Below are 18,565 nucleotides of genomic sequence, written 5' to 3'. Positions count from 1 at the left end.
GCCGCAGGACGCGCATCATCACCGATCCGGTCTGACAGTTAAACCTTGCGACTTAAGAGTTCTTTTCGCGTTATTCGTCCGAAACCCCGACAGCAAGAAAAACAAAAAACCGGAACAGGATGCCCAGCAAGAACGCACAGGCCCAGCGCGCACCGATCACATCCCGATCCTCAGCCAGGCTCCGCATACTTTCGACAACCGATCTGCATATGAACTTGTGCGGGTTTGATTATTATGCAGACCGTTCTAACCCCGCCGTTGGTTTGACCCGCACCGCATCTTTGATCCGCGAGGCCCGCGCCGAAACCGCCGAACGGGGTGGTCAATGCCTGTTGTTCGACAACGGAGACGGAATGCAAGGGACGCCGATGGGGGATCTGGCAATTTCTCTTGGCACCCGCCCGCACCCGCTGATGCAGGCCATGCGAAGTTTGAATTACGATGCTATCGGGCTGGGCAATCATGACTTTAATTTCGGTTTGGAAACTCTGGATCGAATTCTCAGAGACGCACCTTGTCCGGTTGTGGCCTCGAATCTCGAACTTTTCGCAACGGCTCCCCCCCTGCCGGTTCACAGGTCGTTCATTCTGGAGCGCGCGGTTCCCTCCGCGACAGAGAGCTCCCGCTCTGTCCGAATCGGTGTGCTGTCAGTGTTGCCACCGCAGACCCTGCAATGGGACGCCCATCTGATCGCTGGCAAAGTCGCGTTTCACGACATGCTCGACACTGCCCGACAGGTATCTCTCGAACTGCGCGATGCTGGCTGCGATATCGTGATTGCGCTGGCTCACAGCGGGCTTGGCCCAAAAACTGCGGACACCGGAATGGAGAATATTGTCCACCCTTTGGCACAGTCCGGCAGCGTCGATGTCGTGATTGGCGGGCACACCCATTTGCCGTTCAGCGCATCCGGTGATGACATGGCTCCCGGGGCGGCGGCCACGGTTTTGCCTGGCGTCGGTGGGTCACATCTTGGCATAATCGACCTGGATCTGACCTGGGCTGCCAATACGGGCTGGGCAATAGACCAGTCGCGGGCGAGTTTACGCCCAATTCTGCGTCGATCCAAGCAGGGAGAGTTGGTTTATGTTGCCCCTGAAGACAACGCATTGACCCAAACGTTGGCCCCAGCCCATACCGCCACCAGGGCCCGGATGCAGGAGCCGGTCGGGCAAACCGATGCCTCCCTGCATTCATATTTCACTTTCTTTGCATCCGACAGGGCGATGGCACTGGTTGCCACTGCTCAGTCTGCTGCTGTGCAAAAGATCTTGGCAGGGAAACCCGAAGCCGCGCTGCCGTTGCTGTCGGCCGTTGCACCGGGAAAATTCGGGGGACGCGCCGGACCTGATAATTTCACCGATATTTCCCCAGGTCCAATGCGGTTGAGAAATGTTGCGGACCTGCACGTCTATCCCAACCAGCTCAAAGCGGTTGTTGTTTCCGGGCAGGTTGTGATGAATTGGCTCGAAATGTCAGCCAGTGTATTCAACCAAATCCCGGCCACAGCAGCCGCCGAAGAGATGCACCCTATTGATCTGCTGTGCAACCAACGGGCCGGGCACAATTTCGACGTTCTCCACGGGCTGTCCTATGCCATTGATTTGTCCAAGCCGGCTCGATTCGCCGCAGATGGCAGCGTTTGCGCATCAGACGCCCGCCGCGTGCGTGACATCACATGGAACGGTCGGCCCATTTCGGCGGACCAGGAGTTCGTTGTCGCAACCAACAGTTACAGATTGGCCGGTGGAGGCTGCTTTCCCATCTTGGGGAACATGCGCATTCTGCCATTGCCAAATCTCGCGTTGTCGGACGTCATTCGCGCACATATCGCCGCAGCCCCCCATCGGGACAGGCTGAAGGCAACCGAAAAGGGGTGGCGATTCGTTCCTTCTCGCAATGCCCGCGCGCGTGCCCGTGTTCTGACCGGGCCGGGTGCTCAGAAATATCTGTCCGAACTGGACAGCCAGGACGTCGTGGTTGAAGGGATCACCGGTGACGGGTTTCTGTCCCTGATCCTGACGCTCTGAGCCGGATTTCCAGGACTTGCCAAGCCCGCCTGCCCGCACTATATCCACCGGTGAGAGGTTGGCGCGGGTAAGCGCCTCGCCAACCCGGTCAGATCCGGAAGGAAGCAGCCGTAACGAGCCCCGCTTGGGTCGTTGTCCAGCCTCTCACCCTCCTCCCTCCCAGTCCATTGAAAGTACACAAAACTCATAGTTTTCATGGGCATGTGCTACAAAAACTGCTACAAAACAGGGCTTCGAGGTGGGTATGAAATACGTTCAGCACATACGCGGGAAGTGGCGCGTCAGGATCAAGGTTCCGGATGAACTGGTCCCGATCATTGGCAAGACAGAGCTATCGGAAAGTGATTTGCCACCCGACCCCCGGTCGCGTGAACGACTCGCGATCGGGATTATCAATCGCTTTCTTATGCAGATCGACGAGGCACGTGAACGCCTGGAAGCGCTAAGGAACGCGCCGGAGCTGGCACTATCGGTCGCGGCCAAGGCGCACTATGCGAACACTCTCGCCGACGATGACGCCGAGCGGGCAGACATGCCGACGCGAGAGGCGATGGACGTCGAGAGAGAGCAGATCCTGCAGAAACTCGAGAGCGGTGACATCGGCAGTCACCAGGGTCCGTTCGCAATGATCAATGCATCGGCCGACTACGAATTGATGCTGAGCGCCCGGGACTTCTACAGCAAGAACCGCACCCGTCGCCTTGCAGCATCCACGCCAGCTTTGCTTCTGGTGAGACGCGGTGGATCGAGCCTGCTGTTCGCCAATACGTCTCGGAGAACAGCCTGGACCTACTCCCTGGCTCACCTGGCTGGCAAGATCTAGCAAATGCTCTGCTGCGCGCCGAGATCGAGGCGCTGGAGCACACCTTGGAGCGGGACCAGGGCGACTATTCTGGCCAACCTCGTGACCCGCTGGTCACTGCCCCAGATCCCGAGCCGGAATCTAACCCCGCGAAAACGGTGGTGGCTCATGGCATAAGCCTGTCGGATGCCCTGAGCGCGTTTCACAAGGAACGCACAGCCGGCGGTAACACGTTGGCACCGAAGACAATGGAGGAGCACAGAAACGCTGTGCGCATGTTCTCCGAGTTCATGGGAGGTGAGGTCGCGGTCCGTGCAATCACCAAGAAGAACGTTATTGACTACAAGCAGGCCCTTCTGGAGGCGCCGAACCGATACACGAGGCGGTTCCCGGGCCTGACGCTACCTCAGGCCATCAAGGCCAATGCCAAGCTAGCCGAGCCGTTCGCAACGCTCGCCCCCAAGACCATCAACATGAAGTGGCTGTCGCACCTGTCAAGCGTCCTCCAGTGGTCCTCAAATAACGGCCATATCGACACCAACCCGGCACAGGGCATCCGCGTCGACACAGGCAGCAAGGTCCACCGGGGAGCGTCCTACTTGCCTTTCACCAGGGACGAGTTGCAGACAATCTTCGGGGATCCAATATTCGCGGATCCGGCAGCATATGGATTGAACCAGTGGGCACTCCTGGTCATGCTCTACACGGGCGTCCGCAACTCGTCTGAGATGGCACGAATGCGGCTGGTTAATATCTATGAGTAGCAAGGTGTCCCGGTATTCTTCCTCGCCGTTACCTCTAAAAACCAACGCAGTAAACGCTTGGTGCCGATCCATGACGACCTTGTTCGACTCGGCTTTCTCGAATACGTGGAGCGGCTGCGTGCATCTGGGAAAACCTTCCTGTTCCCTGAGTGGGCGAAACGGACGGACAAGGTCAATGATTGGTTCAACAGCACTTTCCTAGTCAAGCTCTGCATCAAGAGTAAGAACAAGGTGTTCTACAGCTTCAGGCATACCCTGGCGACGGAACTGGCCAAAGCAGGCGTCCCGCGCGAATTATCGAAAATGATCTCTGGGCATGCGCCTCAGGAAGTTGCATCGGTCTACATTCACGCGTCGCCGGTTACTTTGATGTCGGATGCGCTGAACAAGGTGAAATTCGATCTGCCCATCGAAGGCTTGGGCTCAAGCGATCCGGTAGATTAAACTAATGAGAACGTCGCTTCTGTTCAGTCGGATGCGACCTGCTACGAACATTGAGGGGTCTCGCTCCCGCCACACGTCCCCATACATGCCGTCGCTATATCGAAGACATACAGCACGTGCTGCGTCACATCTGAGAGAGCGAGAATGACCAAGAAACCGTATGAAGACAGCGAACTGGCGGTTACATTTCCAAACGCGTATTGGAGCTGCGCGGGCGCAAGACCCAGGCTGAAATCGCGGCCCAGGCCGGATATGTGAATCAGAACATGCTCACAATGCTCAAACAGGGTAGCTCCAAGGTCGAGCTGGATCGCGTGCCGGCCCTTGCGCACGCATTGGAGGCAGATCCGGCCTTCATGATGCGCCTCGCTCTGGAGCAGGCGATTGGCCGGACGGCAGCCGAGGCAGTCGTGGAGGTGTTCGGCGAGCCCGTCACCGCCAACGAGGTTGGCTGGCTTCAGGCGATCCGTGAAGCCTCTAGAAACACCGATCCCAGGCTGACCAGCAGGTCGCAAGTGGCGATCAAGACGTTCTTCGGGAGGTAGTCGACATGCGCGACCAGATGGACGACTTGACCCCCAACGAGCGCGCCTGGCTGCGCTTCCTGCGCGAGGTGAGCAACGACAGCGACCCCACAAGCCTACCTTGCGTCGGGTGCAGCTCCTGCGGCACCTATGCGCGCCTGAGAGGGGCTGATGAAGCCAATGGCCGGGATGGTGGCGAGGAATGGCTGGATCACTGCGCCTCGCCGGATCCCTGCTCAACGTTTCCACACTGTCCGTTCCCTAAGATTGGTAAACTCCGCTCCGTGCCGCTTGGCAGCCTTGTTCTTGGAAGTGACGTGCCGAGGTCAATTTGGCCGCAGCCATCTCACATCGCGCCAAGGAAAGGCTCGACATCCCGGTAGGAACGGTTGATGCGATTCATAGGAACGGCGAAGTCCTAGAAGTTTTCGATGGAGACTATGGGGATGCGTTCTGGCGCCGCCAGCATCCTGATCTCGTAAGCTCCCACGCCAAATCTGTCGATCGCCAAAGCTGCTCAGCGACTTCGTAGCTGGTGCCTTGCGTTTTGTGCTCTCTGGACATGTGCATTCACTGCGCTTGCCAGCAAGCGCCCCAGCAGGTCTGGTGAGTTTCACGGTCGCCTGGTCAGTTCAGGCGCCTACAGACGCTAGAAAATTTTTTCTCTGAGATCCCGCATCCCGAGAACGATCTCGCTATAATGTCTTCAAGAACAGCGTCATCGAAGGAACCAAATACATGAAAGACTGGGAAGGCCGCGAAATAAATGGCCGTGGGGTCGCCCGTCCCTGCACCGGCGCATGCGCCGGGGACTGATGGTTTTGAAGAAGGTCTCGACCCGCGTGATGAAGATCATGGGTATCCCGGCTTTAGTTGCCGCGATGAAAGCCTAAAAGGCGGTCACTTGGCCAATCAACTGCCTCAAACCAAATCTGACGCGCCACAGTCGGTCGTTTGGCCGATACGATCCCGAGCGCCCCAACACCAGAACAATCGCCTAAACTCAGATAGTTTCCACACAGCCTCCGGACAAAGCTGCCCCTCGACTTCTTTCGGTCAATTGGCGCAGTCATTCAGTTAGTCAGATGTGCTGTTCGCTTATCGTTGGGCGACGGTGCTTCCTCGCCGAAATTTGGTCCAACTGCCAAAAGCCACTCAATAAATGCAGCAACCGGCGCACGTGGCTTCCATGGTGGTGTTACGATGAAATATTGAGACATGTGAGTGATTGCGATGGGGGCAATTTTCAGCGTTCCCGCCTCGACGTGAGCGCGAACATCGATTTCGGATTCAATCACGAGCCCCATACCTTCTTCTCCAGCACGGATTTCAAGAGATGGGTTGCCCAGTTCCAAGGTTCGGATGGTGCTCGTGTCGATGCCAGACTCTTCTAGTGCTTCGCGTTCCCAGAGGCTACCGTCCGGGATCAGCCAAGGTATTTCCTCCCATTTGGTTGCGGGGTCATCGACGAGCTTAGGTGCTGCAAAGGCCCGGGTTGGGCTCTCTATCAACAGGCGACTCTTCAAGCCCGGCCAGTTTCCGTCTCCTGCCCGGATACCCAGATCGAAGCCTTCTGCGACAAGGTCAATATTCTTGTCCGACGGGTTGAACGAGATTTCGATTTCCGGAGCTGTACTCCAGAATTCTGCGATCTTTGGAAATATGACGGCCTCGGCAAAAAAAGCAGTGGTTGTTACGCGAACGGGACGATTCCTGTTTTTCTCCTGAAGTGTCTCGATACCTTCCGCGATTGCCGCAAAACCAGTGGCCAAAGCCTTAGCAAGTTCCCGACCTTCAGACGTCAGGCTCACACCCCGCGCTGAACGTTCAAGCAATTGAACTCCAATGAACTCTTCTAAAGCACGGACCTGTTGCGCCACTGCAGCGTGGGTAACGTTGAGCGACCGAGCGGCTGCGGAAAAGCTTTTTGCCCGTGCTGCAGCCTCGAATGCTCGAAGAGCGGTTAAGGATGGCAGCTTTGTCCAGTCTGGCGGCATGATGATAGATCACCTTTCATCACAGTAGTATTCCTGACTCTCAGATTTACCAAAAGGAATTCATAGTCATCTTGAAAATGGCACATTGACGGAGAAATTCAATGATGGTTCCAAATACCGACATTTTACGTGCAGTTTCAAAGTACGATGCCAGCGGTCGCCCGCGCTCTGGCCACTTCCCGAGTTACAGGTTGCCAAATGAGAAGAAATTCAGAGCGTTGCATCGTGGCTTGGCATCTCTGTTCCAGTTCCTCCCAACGCGTACGTGGGCGCGACACTCTCTCATAGAGGTCAGTCATCAGTGATATACATCATGAAGGCAGATCAAGGTCGTTATGGCTCAACCAAAGGCTTCACAAGGGCGCAGCTTGAACCGCAGGCAAGACCGTTCTGGGCTCGAAACGGACATGCGGCAGTGCGGCCGCAGGGTCGCAGAGATTCCGCACCAGTACCCAGCCGCCAGATGACAGAAGCAGCCCCAAGCAGACATAACGTTTCGGCAAGTCGGACGACAATCGGACTACCGCTATGTCCGCTGAAAACCTTTCAAAGTTCGGCAAAGCAGACCTTCAAGCCTAGCGTTGAGGTCCCCTACTTGGTGCGCTCAATTGCTCTGCAAGCTGGTCGAACACCAGCCGGATCCTTCGTGCAGTATGCAGCTCAGAATGTGTGGCGAGCCAAATCGGAAATTTGAACGGCTCTCGATCGGGAAGCACCCTTTCAACGCCGGGGGTCATCGCTGCGACATCGTCAGACATAACACTCACCCCCAGGCCTTGCCGCACCAGCTCCCATGAAACGATCCCGGAATTTGACCCTATCCGAAAGTTCTGCGCGGTGACCGGAATGCCCGCTGGGTTGAGAAAGCCAATCATCGTAGCCGCCTCTCCAAAACTAACAAAATCCAGTTTTGCAAGTTCAGTTTCCGTTTTGGGGCGCCCGACCTGGTCAAGGTATGAAGGAGTTGCGTAAAAATGGGCTGTCGCTTCGGCCACTAGTTTCGCTATCAGGTTTGGCTGAGTTGGGCGCACATGCCTGATGGCAATGTCAGCCTCTCGCCGTTGTATGTCGCGAAGATCATTCGTTGCGACGACATCGATCTCCAAGCGCGGAGCCGCCAAACGGATGCGCTTAAGGATGGGCGGAAGTTGATAGGCGGACATAACATCCGATGCGGTAATCTTGACTTGCCCGTCAACGGTATTTGACTGGCTTGTCGCGGTTAGTGAAATTCGGTTCGCAACCTCAGCCATCTCCTGCACATGCACCAACAAGTCTGCTCCGGCGCTGGTCAGGTTCAGTGAATTTCCAACCCGTTCAAAAAGAGTTACCCCCAGTGATCGCTCCAGTGCCGCAACCTGTCGGCCCACCGTCGGCTGGGTTTGCTCAAGCACACGCGCAGCTGCCGAGAACGACCCCTTTTCGGTCGTCGCTAGGAAAGAGCGCACCTGGTTCCAGTCAAAGTTGATCGCTTTCCAGTTCATGCGTTTATGCATAAAGCTTCTGCGTAAAAAGGCAATTCACTTAAAATTCGTTTAATCGTAGAAGAACCAAAATCGCGTGATAGGAAAGAAACTCTCAATGGCTGCACTATCCAAAGACGCCGCGTTCTGGAGCAAAATTTCTCGCAAGTATGCCACAGATCCTATCCGGGACATGGACGGGTATCTGAGGACTCTTGAGCGCACAAAATCTCACTTGAAGCCCGAAGATAGCGTGCTGGAAATTGGCTGCGGCACAGGTTCGACGGCACTGCTGATCGCACCACATGTAACCCATATTACGGCTACAGACCTCTCTTCGGGAATGATCGAGATCGCCAATGAAAAACTCGAACGCGAAAGTGTTGGAAACGTCACATTCAAAGTGGCTGAAGTTTTAGACCATTCTTCTGACGACGCATCTTACGATGCGGTCCTAGCGCACAATTTGCTTCACCTTTTACCAGCGCTCGATTGCGCTCTTGAATACATATCTTCACTGATAAAACCGGGCGGACTTTTTATCTCCAAAACCGTTTGCGCCCCAGAGCATGGCGGCTTAAAATACGCAATGATTAGTAAAGTTGCGATCCCTGTTATGCAGGCCATTGGAAAGGCCCCGTTTGTTGACTTTATAACTCCAGAAACCCTTGAGCGAAAAATGAACGGCGTTGGTTTCGATATCATTGAGAAAACGGATAAAGTCGGGATGTTTACAAGCCGCTATATTGTTGCGCGTAAGTCTTAGTCGCGTCGGGTGACGATCTGGTGTGTTTGGCAGAGTTCTGCAAAGCGCTCTTTCTGCGCATAACCGCCTTCGATACCCATCAGAGGACGGACCTTCTGGTCAGTTGAGAACCATCAAGGCGGTGAGGTCTGCTTGCAGCCCAAAGCAGACATGAACTGGCAACACTGAGGGCGGGAAGCCGGCTTTCTCTGCAGTTGCGAACGCACCCTTGCAAAGACATGGAAGCGGACATTCCGCCAAGATCACGCCGCAAACCCGGCGTGACCTACATAGCGGGCGGCAAGCAGATATGCGGCGATGCCGCGTTGCTTCCGCAGCATCGTTACAAGCGGACACTCTATTTTATCTGGTATTTCAGTCGTCGTTGAACGAACGCAGGTTTGGAGCCTTCCAGAATTTTGACGATCGCATCGTTGATACGTGGGTTTTCAATCGAACCACTTTCATAGGTGAATTTGTAGTTGTCGGCCTTGTCGAGCGTCACGTAAAGAATTTGCTCGGCGTCGGCCCCGACGGCAAGGTTCGGGTTGTGAGTGACCAATACCACCTGCCGAGACTTCTTAGCCTCGCGAATGCAACGCGCGAGCACGGTAAAGATGCTGTCATTGTCGAGGTTGTCTTCCGGCTGGTCGATAATCAGCGGTGTTTTTTCTTTGTCGAGATGCAGGTAGAATACCAGCAGCAATAGACCTTTTTCGCCTGGAGAAAGCTGGTTCAGGTTTTTTCCGCCCAATCGAAGCTCATAACGCGGCTCGAAATATTCCAGCGAGAAAAGCAGATCGTAGAGACGCTTAACGTCCTTGATCTGTTTCGAGATATCTTCCGCTTTGATGTCGGCAATGATGGTCTTGGCAAAGCTTAGGATGGTTTCAACATCATTCCAGTTCACGTCTGTCATACGCTTTTCCAGATCGCTGCGCCCCTCTACGGCACCGCGAAACGGCCCGCGCGCCGTCTGGGTCACGAGTTCCAGAAAGCGCCTCGGAAACTCGTGCGTCGGCACAAATGACGCGTCGATCGATACATCAAATGCCTCCGAACTTACAGTTTCCAGCTTCTCCTCGACGCTGGATTTCAGGCCTTCGTAGAAAGAGCGCACCTTTTCCTTGGAGGTGAAAATCGAACGCGCGAGATCGTCGCGGTCGGAATAACGGGTATCAAGTTGCGCCTGCAGATCTTCCTCGATGTAGCGGATACGGGCCCCCAAGTCTTTGATGGTGCCAGGCTTGGGGCTCTCATCTTCCCCCATGACCTCTTCCATCTTCTGCTTGATTTCCGAAAGGGTCTGGAGGTAGCGCTGATAGCGGCGCTGCGGCGCGGACAGAGTTTCCTGCAAGGCCTTCAGTTTATCAGCGAGATACTTGTGGGCTTTACGTAGAGAGGGGACGCTGGTGAGCGCATTTAAGTCCGTGCCCTCGGTAAACTCGCCAGCGTGCTCGGCAGACAGCGCCTTCACTTCGGCGGCAAGTTCGGTAGCCTTGGCATCGATGCTTGCGGTGCTGACCTTGTGGGAAACGATAAGGTCAATATCCAGACCAAAGCGTGTACAGATGGGCCTAAGCTCTTCCTTGCCTTGCTTCACGTGAGCGTCGAGAGCGTTGATGGACTCCTTGAGCGATCCGAGCGACATCAGGTCGGTCTTTATGGCCGATAGTCGGTCGACCGCCTGCTTGCCACGTTCCGTGATGGTCGCTTGAAGGGCTCGCGTTCGTTCTATCTCCTCGGACACGGCGCGCTGCTTGGGCGTTTCTTCCTCCGGCTTTTCGACAGCCGCAGGTTTCGAATTCTCAAGGACGCGGTACTCTTCGCGCCGTTGATTCAACTGCTCTTTCAACCGGGCGCTGGTCGAAGGGTCTGCTTGCTGCTCAAGTTCAATGATCTCGATGTTTAGCTCGCGCAGACGTACCTTTAGGGCGCTAATGTCGCTCTTGCTCTGCGCGGTCTTCAGGTCTTCGAGTTCTGAAAACGTCGATTTCCCCATGCGGTCGGATTCCTCCACATGCGAGAAAACAACCTCTTCTATCTCCTTGCGAAACGCTTTGACCTCGATCTCGTTCGTCAGGCTTTCGAAGTAGTTCTGGGGAAGGTACTTGACAGCTTCGGGCCGGAGCGCATCAGCATCCTCATCGAGCTTTTTCGTGCGCTCGGTTTCGCTCGCCCAGGTCAGAGTTGCCGTGAAATTTTCGGCATAGCCTTTTTGGCGAAACTTGCGGTTGCGGGCTTCGTCGGTCAGAAACGAGAAATGCTCTTGCTGGCGCGACTCCCCGAGGAGCCCAAGAATGTCGGCGATGGCGCTCTTGCCACTCCCCTTGTTGCCGATAATAGCCGTTAGCTCGGGGTTGAAGGGTATCGCAACATTCCTGAACCAGGAGCCGTTGGCTCCCGCATATCCCGCAATCTGATCAATGCGCAGCCCCGCGATGAAACGGGTTGCATCCTGATTGAGGCGTTCCAACACGCTGGGACGCTCGCCGATATGCACGCGACCCTTTGGTTCAAAGAGCGTTTGCCGGAGCCCTCTAAACGTCAAATCGGCCTTGATCCAGGTCGGCGGGTATCCTGCCTCATCGCCGGAGAGCCTGCTAAGATCGGCCATCGCATGAGCGTCCGAGCCTGAATAGACGGGCTTCTTCTCGGAAGGGCTGCCGTCTTCGTAGCGGTCCGTACTAAGGAAGTAGCCGGTGCTCTTGTCTGACCCGAAGAAAGCGTGACTGGCCTTGTCTAGCTCATCCGAGATCGATTTGCTGCGGGCGGATTTCGTGTCAACGCCGCGCAGACCATCATTGCCGGCCGCCGTGACGATTATATAGGCCGTCTCGTCGGGGAACACCTTTTTGAGAGCCGTTTGAAGATCGGACAGGCTGATTGTGGCCTGTTCGTATTCTTCGCGCGAGGTGAGCTCGCTGCAGCGAAGGCGCAGCCCTTCCCGAGTTTTGTGGGTATGCAGATCGCTGAGCAATGTGCGCAGCTTCGTTTCGAAAGCAAGCGCAGGGTCGATCAGGACATGGGTGTGAACATTGCGGCCGTCCGAGCTCACGGTTTCCGTGAGCCGGAACTCACAATTCGGGATAAAGACCTTTGTACCGTCTGGGTAAAGGTGCTCATACGCTCGTGAAACGGCCAAGTAAGAGTCAAAGGAGAAATAATCTGTGATCCCAAATACCTGAACGTCTGAGCCCTCTAGCACTTCGAGATAGGCGCGGAGATTGTCATCACTGGTATCACCGTAGCCATTTGCCAGTTTGGTGCCTGGCCCGTGGAGATGGAGATCCCACCGATGCCATCCCGACCCATCTTTCTTGTACTCAATAGTCATTGCTTTTAATCCACTTGCGCATAGAGGAAGCGCTTCAAGTTACGTGGGATACATTGTACCGCGCAATTTTCTGCGGCAAGCATGAATGACCGATCTGGGGAAGCCGCGCTGCGGCGTGCTGTAGAATCCAAACGGCGGCTTTGGGCCGGATGTGGCAGATCGCTTCAATTAAAATCCCTGAGAGCAAACCGAGCTGGAAAATTTCGCGGATGTCTAGGTGAGCCGTTACGGTTGATAAGCACACACTGTGGCTGAATTCCTCTACAGGCCTGAACCGCCTCCGCCGCATAGTCCTTCCAGCCTCTTCTGTCCTTAAGGCGTCCATAGGCAAAAACTACAGTCTCAGATAGAGCGGCGCACTTCGTGATGTAGTGAATATTTCTATTTGAGCGTTCGGCATCCAAGTGTATTTGCCGAGGGTCTGTCGCACGATAGTCCATAACGTTCAGTAAAAACATTTTGCTGTACCCAAGCCTTCGCGAGTGTCTCGTGAGCTTTTTCGAAGTTGCATCGTCAAGTTGATCTGTCGCAGAAGATGGGTTCATACATAACCACATAATTGTACGGCCTTCGCCCCAACGCCGGCTGAGGTATGGTCGATAATTCCCGCACCGCGAGAAAATCGCCGAACCTCGGACGTCTTCTTCTAGATTCCATGTTCTTCCGAGTGGCCGATCAATTTCAGCAAGTCCATGCAACATATCAATCTCCCCAAAACCAGCGGTTATTTTTACTCATTTGATATGGCAGTTGGTGCTGGATTAGCAAAGGTCTGCTTTCGTTAAGCCGCATTGCAGTATTTGATGGGCTCGCGAACGGCAGGTTTGGGCCGTTCGCGCGACTTTGCAAAGGTCGCTATTGCGCTTCGCGGCCATTGGTTGGAGGCGCAGCATCTGTCCGGTCGGCCATCACCCCTTGAATGGCAGCTTTCGAGAAGTTGGGTCGGATGCTTTGCTCTCGCAGCATAGCTGAAGTCGCACCTGGCACGAATGTCGCGAAAGGGCTGCCTGCAGCCATCCGCACCTGGTGCAGCGAACGGCAGTAGGGAGCCCTATTATGAATTTTGTTTTCTTACTGCGCGCGCTCACAGCACGAGAGCCCCCTGCACTGCCGAATGTCACCTGCTGCATGGCAGAGGAGAATGCGGCCATTCCGGCTGTGTCAGCACCAGTTTGCCCTTGAGGGCGGGATCAAGGAAACCAATGCTGTCGCGCGGCGCATTGTCTGTGTCGATTTGTGCGGTATTGACCAAGGTGCTGAAGGCGACCACGAAGACCCCGGTATATCCGGCTGACCGACCTGGGCATCCGCCTAGTAGACCGCGACGTGATCGAAGCGGCTGATGCATTTGGCATGACCAAACGGCAGAAGTTGCTGCGCGTGCAGCTGCCGCTGGCGATTCCCAATATCATGGCCGGCGTGAACCAGACCATCATGATGAGCCTGGCCATGGTCGTGATCGCCTCTCTCGTGTTGGCACCTGGGCTGGGCGTTCTGGTCCTGCGCGGCATCCGCTATCTCGAACTTGGCGTCGGCATTCTGGCAGGCTTCGGCATCGTCCTTCTGGTTGTCATTCTGGACCGTGTTAACGGCCGTAGCTTCGGGCGTCAGGGGCGGAGGTGCATCTGCATGGTCATCAATAACCTCTGCATCTGCGAACACGGGCGCTGCGTCAGAACGTTCATAGGCTCGCGCTACGGCACGCGCGGGATACTGCTGGTCGTTCACATGATCGAGTGCGGCGCCGCCATCATAGGCAATCAGAGCGGCACTTTCAGCAAGCGACAGGCCATGCCTCCTATGCCACGCGCAAAAACCCATGAGGCACTTGCTACGATTACCGCCATGCGCCTCTCCGCTGTGCAGGGCCGCATAGTGTGGGTCCAGCATCCAGCCATTGTCCAGCGCCACAAAATCGTCTCTAGGCTGCTCAGGCAACAATCTAGGTGACATGCGATGTTGGTGCCGGTTGCTGCGCTCTGGTACTTTTCTGGCGGCACAGACAGCGCGTCTATCGCTTCAACGTCGAGTTCGCGTTCGGGAACCACACCCAAGCAGGACGCCTGCGTTGGCTCTTCGGGATATCCACGGCGCAGTTTCGGTCCTGTCGGCCAGTTGAGCGTGCCTGCCACTCGCATGATGCGGTCCGGGTTCCAAGTTCCCGAACAGGAGATGCCACTCATTTGATCGGCAGCGTGCGCCAACTTCTTGTTCAGACGTATCGCTGTTTTGACATCTACAGGTTTAGAGAACATCCAAAAAAGCTGAAAACCATTACCCGAGTTGATAGCGATGTTGGGCAGATACGTTTTGGAGAACCTTTGGGCACTGTTCTTGGCCTTAGCGCAGGCCAGTGGGTGCCCAAGACCAGCTACATCATCAGGGTCAAGGTCAACCTGTAGAAATTGAATTTCAGGAATGTCTGCTAGCTTGGGTTTCGCCCCGCTAAAATCCGAACGCGGGGGATTGGGGCTGAAATAGATATTCCACCCTTGAGCGTTCAGATCAGAGATGCGTTGCTCGCCTTCCGCCCAAGCCTCATCATCGGCGGCGTCGAGCCAGAAGCCCTCAATACCAGAGCCCTCCGCTCGGATCGCGGTGATGAAGGTGCGCCCACGCAAAAGCATCGCAATCGGTCTAAAGTCGTCGAGGTCCATCTGCGCTAGCCTCTCCGCATTGAGGTCTTTTGGAACCATTACCGCATCCTTCTAACCAGCCCAGACAGGGGGCGGAATTTTTGGAGGTGTAGGTTTTCGTCTCTCAGGCCAGACTTCGAATGTCGGTCTCATAGATATATAAAGCACAATCAACGGGGGGGGGGGCTTTGGCCTTCGGAGCTTGGGCCGTTTCCCAACGGCACAAAGCACACACCGTTTAGACTGCTGCGTTCTCGGTGCGCAGATGCGCGCCGCGCCCACCCTTTAGGCTCGAGTCGCGCTCTGCCTTGGCCTCCCTCGCAGCCGGAAGTAGAACCTCTACGTCTGTCCGAAGGCTCTGTGTCATGCGCTGTGTAACTTCCGCTTCGAGGTCAGCATCCCCCAGCACCGCCAGAGCAAACGCCCAGACTTCCGCTGTTCTGGGCTGCCGCTTACCATTCACAAGAGGCGTCGAGATAGGCCAGTCACCAAGTGTTCGGTGCGAAACGCTAAACGCTTGGGACGTTATTGCTCGTGCATGGGATTGCAGGTCTGCCACTACGGGCGGTGCGCTCAGTTCATATGACATTCTTTTCCTCCGTCAGAAATCGTAGTCGGTTCGAAACTGACGTAAGAAATGTGAAGTTGATAGCCGTAGCGATCTGACACGATCTGACACGCGATTTAGCGCCCCAAGACGGGACACACGTCGGGACACAAACTGAACACCCAACGTGGAAGCGCGTCCCAAAAAGTTGTTTATATATTTATTTTCAAGATGTTAGCCCACACGACTCCCCATTGGCACGCAAAGATATTGAATTTAATAACTATTTTAATTCGATTATCGCCGGACGCCCCCAATAAGACCCCCAAAATTGCAACTCAAAGCTCTCCGAGACCGTCGTCAAATGTTGCGATAAACTGCAACAGCTTTTCTCCGACCCGCTGGACAATGCTCCTGCGTTCCAGAATCTTGGGTTTTTCTTTAAGCGCGCCCACGATCTGGCCTTGAAGCGGCTTTTTTCCGGTAAAGTGATATTGCTCAATCATTGCTTTGAATGCATCGGAATCGAGTTTCTCGGCTTCACAGACTTTAGCAATAGCATTTGATTTTTCCGCGTCCCAAAACCCATTGAAGGCCTCAGCAACAGTCTGCCCTTCTGGCAAGACCGTCATGTGCTGTTCGATAAATTTTTCGATCAACTCTCGTTTACTCCGCAGATGTCTTTCTGAACCAAGCAAATCGTAAATCATCTTCTTCTTTGCTTTGGAACCATCTCTTATTTTGGGATCGAGGCTGTCCGCTTCAGCAAAGGCTTCCGACAAAAGGGCTAGAATGTATGCAACGTTGATCTCGTCGCGCTGGATAAGCTCCAACTCAAAATCCACCTCTTCAAGGATGGATGCCGCATCATCTGGCCTATCAGCTTTGACTCTATCGTTGATGTCCAGATACTTGCTCTTGTAGTCCTCAAATGCCTGCGGCTCTAACGCCAAATCTTGAGGGTCGTATTCGGTAAAACTGGTCAAGACATTGCGCAGCCGGATAAGATCACGGAACGCCTGCACAAAGGCCAACTGATCCTCTTCGGACTTTAGTTCGTTTACGCTATCAGGATCAGGCGCAATGCTCTTCAATACGTCAACAGCCGCGTTAAACCGCTCTAGGTAGTCGCCATAAGGAGCCATCAGGATTGTTTCGATGGCTTCCTTGTTGGAGAACAGCGTGATCGCCTGATCCGTGTTTGGCTTGAGGTTGCGAAAACAGACAATGTTGCCCTGAGATTTCAACTGCCCCAGCGTGCGATTTGTGCGCGAAAACGCCTGGATCAGACCGTGGTATTTCAGATTCTTATCTACATAAAGCGTGTTGAGTTTTTTGGCATCAAATCCGGTCAGGAACATATTGACGACCAACAGAATATCCAGCCGGTCCTTGTCCAAGGCATCCTTGCGGTCCCGATCCTTTAGCCGTTTGCTCAGGTGGTTGTAGTAGGTGTAAAACCCTGCGCTGTCCTTCACCGTTTCCTTGGTCTGATACATTGCATTGTAGTCTGCAACGAAGCTCTCCAACCGGTCACGTTTGTGCACATCAACTGGCATGTCGGCCACGTTCAATTCGGGGTCACCAATCATGCCGTCCGCATCGGGGTCCGCTTCATTTGGGCCATACGTAAAGATCGTCGCAACCCGCAAGTGATGCTCGCCCGCATCCTTCTTACGCCGAAACGCCTCATAGTAGGCGATCAGGGCATCAACGGAACTCACACACAGCATCGCGCTGAACTGCTTGTTGTGGGTCTTGTTGTCGTGGTTCTGAATGATCCAATCGACCACGCCCTCGATACGATCAGGGTTGTCAAAAAACTCACGCACGTTGATCGCAGGAACATCCTCGTCGATCAAACTGCCGTCTTTACGCTTCAGCTTGCCCCAATACTCGACCGAAAACCGCAGCACATTTTCGTCAGCAATCGCATCGGTGATCACGTATTTATGCAGGCACTCGGCAAACAGATCTTTGGTCGTGCGCTTGGCCACCGCGTTGTCCGCAAAGATCGGCGTGCCAGTAAACCCGAACATCTGCGCCTTGCTGAAAAACTGCACAATCCGCTTGTGGGTGTCGCCAAACTGCGAGCGGTGGCATTCGTCAAAGATGAACACCACGCGCTGATCCTTGACCGCCTGTAACGCGCCTTCATAGCGGTCACGCGAGATGGCGGTGTTCAGCTTTTGGATGGTGGTGACAATCAGCTTGGTATCGCCACCCAGCTGCCCAACTAGGGCCTTGGTGTTATCGGTGCCATCCACCGACCCATCCGAGAAATGGTTGAACTCTTTGGTGGTCTGATAATCCAGATCAGCGCGATCCACGACAAACACCACCTTGTCGACCTTGGGGTTTTCGATCAACAGCTGCGCCGCCTTGAACGAGGTCAACGTCTTCCCCGATCCCGTCGTGTGCCAGATATACCCGTTCTTGCGCCCCGCCTTTACCCGCGCGTCAATCGCCTCCACCGCGTAATACTGATAGGGCCGCAACGCCATCAGGATCTTATCACTTTCATGCAGCACGATGTATTTGCTGATCATCTTGCTGACATGGCACTTTTCCAGAAATACATCGGCAAAGGCATCCAGCTGCGTCACCAGCGTGTTGTCTTCTTCGGCCCAGAAAAACGTCTGCTTGAAATCCTGATTGCGGTTGTTGGCATAGTATTTCGTGTTCACCCCGTTTGAGATCACGAACAACTGCACATATTGGAACAAGCCACTCTCGGCCCAATAGCTGTGACGCTGATAGCGGTTGATCTGGTTGAACGCCTCTTTCAGCTCAACCCCGCGCCGCTTGAGCTCGATCTGCACCAAGGGCAGACCGTTGATCAACAGCGTCACATCAAACCGGGTTTTGTGATGCCCCGTGACGGTCACCTGCGTCGTGACCTGATATTGGTTCTGACACCACTCTTGCGTGTTCAAAAACCGCAGATACAGCGGCGACCCATCATCCCGCGTCAGCTGCATCCGCCCGCGCAGGGTCTTGGCCTTGTCAAACACATTGCCCTTGTCGAGATGGTTCAGAACCTTGGCAAATTCCCCATCCGACAGCGTCACCCCATTTTGCCTGCCCAACTGCGCGCGCAAATTGGCCTGCATCGCAGCCATGTCGGGCAAAGAGACCGGGTCATAGCCCAACCCCTCCAGCCGTGTGACCAGATCAGCCTCTAACTGCGCTTCGGATTGGGTGTCAGACATGTTTTTAACTCACACTTTGGAACCGCAAAACCGGGTCCCAGGTTAACAAAAAGGGGCGGGCATC

11 protein-coding genes, 1 other RNA gene and 2 pseudogenes are annotated in these 18,565 nt (G+C 54.9%); 8 read left to right on the top strand and 6 right to left on the bottom strand.

The features are described 5' to 3' along the window. Positions 1-119 precede the first annotated feature (119 nt). The 6 genes and pseudogenes from K3727_04100 to K3727_04075 all read left to right on the top strand — a co-directional run bounded on the left by K3727_04100 (position 120) and on the right by K3727_04075 (position 4,585). Positions 120-2,030: a bifunctional 2',3'-cyclic-nucleotide 2'-phosphodiesterase/3'-nucleotidase gene (locus tag K3727_04100; protein UWQ91988.1), complete on the top strand. Its 1,911-nt coding sequence runs from the start codon at positions 120-122 to the stop codon at positions 2,028-2,030. A gap of 51 nt (positions 2,031-2,081) precedes the next feature. Then, positions 2,082-2,180: signal recognition particle sRNA small type (gene ffs, locus K3727_04095), an RNA gene on the top strand. A 94-nt stretch (positions 2,181-2,274) separates the two neighbouring features. Then, entirely contained in the window at positions 2,275-2,853 is a 579-nt protein-coding gene (locus K3727_04090; protein UWQ91987.1) for a hypothetical protein, read from the top strand. 44 nt (positions 2,854-2,897) lie between these two features. Next, positions 2,898-3,596 (top strand): hypothetical protein, encoded by a 699-nt coding sequence (locus K3727_04085; GenBank protein UWQ91986.1) that lies wholly within the window; start codon positions 2,898-2,900, stop codon positions 3,594-3,596. 60 nt (positions 3,597-3,656) lie between these two features. Then, positions 3,657-4,040 (top strand): tyrosine-type recombinase/integrase, encoded by a 384-nt coding sequence (locus K3727_04080; protein UWQ91985.1) that lies wholly within the window; start codon positions 3,657-3,659, stop codon positions 4,038-4,040. Positions 4,041-4,184: 144 nt separating this feature from the next. Further along, positions 4,185-4,585, top strand: a pseudogene (locus K3727_04075) (XRE family transcriptional regulator). Positions 4,586-5,637: 1,052 nt separating this feature from the next. On the opposite strand, the gene K3727_04070 reads toward K3727_04075, so the two are convergent. Together K3727_04070 and K3727_04065 are read right to left on the bottom strand one after the other, a co-directional pair. Next, on the bottom strand, positions 5,638-6,561 hold the full coding sequence (locus tag K3727_04070; GenBank protein ID UWQ91984.1) for a LysR family transcriptional regulator: 924 nt from the start codon (positions 6,559-6,561) through the stop codon (positions 5,638-5,640). 575 nt (positions 6,562-7,136) lie between these two features. Further along, complete coding sequence (locus tag K3727_04065) at positions 7,137-8,045, bottom strand: LysR family transcriptional regulator (GenBank protein UWQ91983.1); 909 nt, start codon at positions 8,043-8,045, stop codon at positions 7,137-7,139. Positions 8,046-8,142: 97 nt separating this feature from the next. Between K3727_04065 and K3727_04060 the strand changes: the two genes are divergently transcribed. Next, positions 8,143-8,790 carry a class I SAM-dependent methyltransferase gene (locus K3727_04060; protein ID UWQ91982.1) on the top strand — a complete coding sequence of 216 codons (648 nt, stop codon included), beginning with the start codon at positions 8,143-8,145 and terminating at the stop codon, positions 8,788-8,790. Between the two features lie 337 nt (positions 8,791-9,127). Here K3727_04060 and K3727_04055 read toward each other — a convergent pair whose 3' ends face one another. Together K3727_04055 and K3727_04050 are read right to left on the bottom strand one after the other, a co-directional pair. Next, the gene (locus K3727_04055) at positions 9,128-12,106 is read right to left on the bottom strand and encodes an AAA family ATPase (protein ID UWQ91981.1); all 2,979 of its coding nucleotides are present in this window, start codon (positions 12,104-12,106) and stop codon (positions 9,128-9,130) included. A gap of 164 nt (positions 12,107-12,270) precedes the next feature. Further along, entirely contained in the window at positions 12,271-12,807 is a 537-nt protein-coding gene (locus tag K3727_04050; protein UWQ91980.1) for a DUF1643 domain-containing protein, read from the bottom strand. A 583-nt stretch (positions 12,808-13,390) separates the two neighbouring features. Between K3727_04050 and K3727_04045 the strand changes: the two are divergent. Next, positions 13,391-13,693 (top strand): annotated as a pseudogene (locus K3727_04045) (ABC transporter permease subunit). 173 nt (positions 13,694-13,866) lie between these two features. Here K3727_04045 and K3727_04040 read toward each other — a convergent pair. Together K3727_04040 and K3727_04035 are read right to left on the bottom strand one after the other, a co-directional pair. After that, entirely contained in the window at positions 13,867-14,802 is a 936-nt protein-coding gene (locus K3727_04040; GenBank protein UWQ91979.1) for a hypothetical protein, read from the bottom strand. Positions 14,803-15,627: 825 nt separating this feature from the next. Then, entirely contained in the window at positions 15,628-18,501 is a 2,874-nt protein-coding gene (locus K3727_04035) for a type I restriction endonuclease subunit R (GenBank protein UWQ91978.1), read from the bottom strand. Positions 18,502-18,565 lie beyond the last annotated feature (64 nt).

It is taken from the genome of Rhodobacteraceae bacterium M382, assembly GCA_025141015.1.
Lineage (GTDB): Bacteria > Pseudomonadota > Alphaproteobacteria > Rhodobacterales > Rhodobacteraceae > Aliisedimentitalea > Aliisedimentitalea scapharcae.
This window is presented reverse-complemented; position numbering and strand designations above follow the sequence as displayed.

Coding starts and splice junctions, on each gene's coding strand:
- K3727_04070 (UWQ91984.1), bottom strand. CDS start 6,561: ATGCCGCCAGACTGGACAAAGCTGCCATCCTTAACCGCTCTTCGAGCA.
- K3727_04035 (UWQ91978.1), bottom strand. CDS start 18,501: ATGTCTGACACCCAATCCGAAGCGCAGTTAGAGGCTGATCTGGTCACA.
- K3727_04040 (UWQ91979.1), bottom strand. CDS start 14,802: ATGGTTCCAAAAGACCTCAATGCGGAGAGGCTAGCGCAGATGGACCTC.
- K3727_04090 (UWQ91987.1), top strand. CDS start 2,275: ATGAAATACGTTCAGCACATACGCGGGAAGTGGCGCGTCAGGATCAAG.
- K3727_04050 (UWQ91980.1), bottom strand. CDS start 12,807: ATGTTGCATGGACTTGCTGAAATTGATCGGCCACTCGGAAGAACATGG.
- K3727_04065 (UWQ91983.1), bottom strand. CDS start 8,045: ATGAACTGGAAAGCGATCAACTTTGACTGGAACCAGGTGCGCTCTTTC.
- K3727_04100 (UWQ91988.1), top strand. CDS start 120: ATGCCCAGCAAGAACGCACAGGCCCAGCGCGCACCGATCACATCCCGA.
- K3727_04060 (UWQ91982.1), top strand. CDS start 8,143: ATGGCTGCACTATCCAAAGACGCCGCGTTCTGGAGCAAAATTTCTCGC.
- K3727_04055 (UWQ91981.1), bottom strand. CDS start 12,106: ATGACTATTGAGTACAAGAAAGATGGGTCGGGATGGCATCGGTGGGAT.